Genomic DNA, 2,690 nt, shown 5'->3' with positions numbered 1-2,690 from the left:
CAGGCAAAATTTCTACGTCAAGGCTGGATGGAGAATAATCTACCTAAGCTGTTTCATGATATGGGTTGTATCTCTTTTATTCTAGACTGACTATAACGGTAGGCTTTTTATATCTTGGAAAGTCATATCCTTGAAAGGTAACTCCCATAGGTTGAACATCACCTTCTTGAAACGCTTTGTATTCAGGATTAGCGTTATATAACTCTTCGGCCGTCATATTCAAAGCAATTTCTAAAGGTTTATCAGGCATAACAACCTTTGTTTTAGTTTGGCAAGAAGTAGCTATTAATATGATAAAAAAAGAAGTAATGAACCTTAATCGCTTCAATATATCTATCTACTCATTCAGATCAAACATCAAAGTGCACTGCTTCTTACTATTCTAATTTCTATCATTAAGTCAATCGATTTTTTGGCTGTTATAAGATTTTAAAGCATCATATGTTTTAACCGCATCAAAGCTTGTATTTAAATAACCGATTGACTTTAGTTGTAACATTTCTTCTGATGTTAAATTTGAAATATTATTTACTTTATCTATTATATGACTGCTGACTATTTCTTCAGAAATTAAACGTGCTCTTTTTCGTACTGCGGAGCTTTTTGCCTTATCTGTTGATAAAGCTACAAAATATTCAAGTGGAGCTGCACCATTTTTAAGCATACATATCTTATAGTTGATATCTGAACGATATAATATGTAATCTTTAACTTTTTTTATGTCAATTTCACTTATCTTCTTTAAAGTACTTTCATTAGGTAAAGCTCTGTTTTTTTCTTCAGCAGTGCATAGATCTATAGTGTTCTCGTACTGTTCTATTGCTGATTCTAGAGTAATTTTATCCTCTAATTGTGTCTCTGTTTTAGCACAAGCCGATACTGAAAATATGATTAATATTAATGAAAAGAATATAGTTTTTTTCATGGTATACATCCATCGTAAATAGATCTAAAGAATTTAATTTCATCGTTACTTGCTCCATCATTTTGAAGGTCAATGACAGCCATACCTGCTATGTCTTCAACTTTTCGTCGAGTTATCTTACTCACGTCTCTCATACCTTCTGCAAGCATTATCCAGTCTGTTGATTTTACTGCAACTTCTGCATTTAAAGTTGTTCCGCCTATAAAGACAGTAGCTACTCCTCCTATACCTAAAAATCTTGTTAGCCAGCTACCAAGTTTAAGACGAGAGTTAATGTCATCTAAATATTCAGATCCCTTTGCACTGAGCACCAAATTATCAAATACAGGACAAGCTTTTAAATTTTTGTTCCCCTTTGTAATCTTCACCTGTTTAGTTTCACCATCTAAGGTAGTTTTATCTGTAGAATATTGAGGCGGTTTTTGCATAACTAATAATCTCCATTCGTTGATAGGTAAAGGTGAACATTAAAGTTTTCCTCAAGTGATGATACAAGGTTTTCAGTTTCACCCTCAGCATTAGTGATTCCAAAATAAATTAACTCTTTTACCTCAGATATTGCACGATAATGAACATGGCTATAAGGGTTACCATCATCATCAGTAAATTTAAATTTAACTTTATAAAGTTCAATAGATCCCCAAGGGTCTTCATTTCTTAGATGCACTTTAATCTTATTGGAGTTAGAGCTAAAGAAAGTTTCCGTATTTCCCTCAGTATCAGTTATGCCTTCAAAAGTCTCTTTTGTATTTTCATTAATAGCAATATACGGTGTATTGGCATAAGCAATATCATTATCGTCAGCAAATCTAAATTGTGCCTTGTACATTGCTCCCGCTATCAAACTCGGCAATACCCCAAGCCCCAGCCCATCCATTCCACCTCCCGCCTTACTATGCTTACCCCCTTTCTCCGTCACCTCTTTGGCGGCGATAGTGATATTGCTACCATCAAGAGTAATACTCGCACCGCCTGCCGTTATCGTCACTTTATTGGTTGCCACGACTTCTACCTCTTTAGTTGAGGAGGCGATGTTCACATCTTGCTTGGCGGTTGCTTCCAGTTTCCCTGTATGGGCGGATAGGGTGATATTTTCTTTGGCATTGGTCATGCTAAATTGACCATCGGCGACTATATTGAGTGATTCGCTGCTGATTTGATTATGGCTATCGCCACTACTGATCATCATGTTCGCTTGAGTCGTAGTAATCATTTCACCCATTGAACGTTGAATGAGCGTGTCTTCACTGACATAGCTGCTATCAGCCGCACTATCAATCAGCGTGAATGGCGTGGATTGATGGGTTTTGGTTTGCTGTTCCTCTGCAATAGTCTCAAGCTGGGCTTTAATCGCTTTATGGTCGTTCACATTACGACCAAGTCCCGTTGCCAGTTGCGTCAAACGCTCAGTTAAATGCTGACCACCTAATGCAGTTTGGGCCAGAGTCGGGGTGTGGTGCTGGTAGTTATGCTGTCCTGTTTGCGCGTGGGTCTGCGGCTGAGTGGATAGAACAAGTGCTTCCCCTGATTTGATACTGATCTGCGCGTTGGTGGCCGCATTGATCCCTTGACGTTTGGCGGTGTCTGATGGATTGATCACGCCCATTTTTAGACTGGCGGATATCCCAGCACTGTCTACTTGTAGCTGAGAGTAAGCTTGCTCTGTACGGTGGTCAGTCACCCATTCAGATAGGCCGTTTTCAGTGTTGCGATAGCCGCTCTCGACCGCTTGCTCATTGTCAGTGGCAAACAGGCTAGGGCGACT

The 2,690-nt window shown here is 38.7% G+C and carries 4 protein-coding genes; all 4 read right to left on the bottom strand.

Annotated features, from left to right (window positions below; genetic code table 11):
• Positions 1-76: 76 nt before the first annotated feature.
• On the bottom strand, positions 77-250 hold the full coding sequence (locus J3491_RS11865) for a hypothetical protein (protein ID WP_172953089.1): 174 nt from the start codon (positions 248-250) through the stop codon (positions 77-79).
• Between the two features lie 150 nt (positions 251-400).
• Positions 401-925 (bottom strand): hypothetical protein, encoded by a 525-nt coding sequence (locus tag J3491_RS11860; protein WP_075100795.1) that lies wholly within the window; start codon positions 923-925, stop codon positions 401-403.
• Positions 922-1,353 carry a hypothetical protein gene (locus J3491_RS11855; RefSeq protein WP_207970352.1) on the bottom strand — a complete coding sequence of 144 codons (432 nt, stop codon included), beginning with the start codon at positions 1,351-1,353 and terminating at the stop codon, positions 922-924. Before J3491_RS11855 ends, J3491_RS11860 begins: the two co-directional genes overlap by 4 nt.
• A gap of 2 nt (positions 1,354-1,355) precedes the next feature.
• The coding region (locus J3491_RS11850) for a DUF2345 domain-containing protein (protein WP_207970351.1) at positions 1,356-2,690 on the bottom strand (1,335 nt) is incomplete at its 5' end.

Source organism: Psychrobacter halodurans, assembly GCF_017498075.1.
GTDB lineage: Bacteria > Pseudomonadota > Gammaproteobacteria > Pseudomonadales > Moraxellaceae > Psychrobacter > Psychrobacter celer.
Note: the sequence above shows the minus strand (reverse complement) of the source record. Positions and strands in the feature narration are given on the sequence as shown.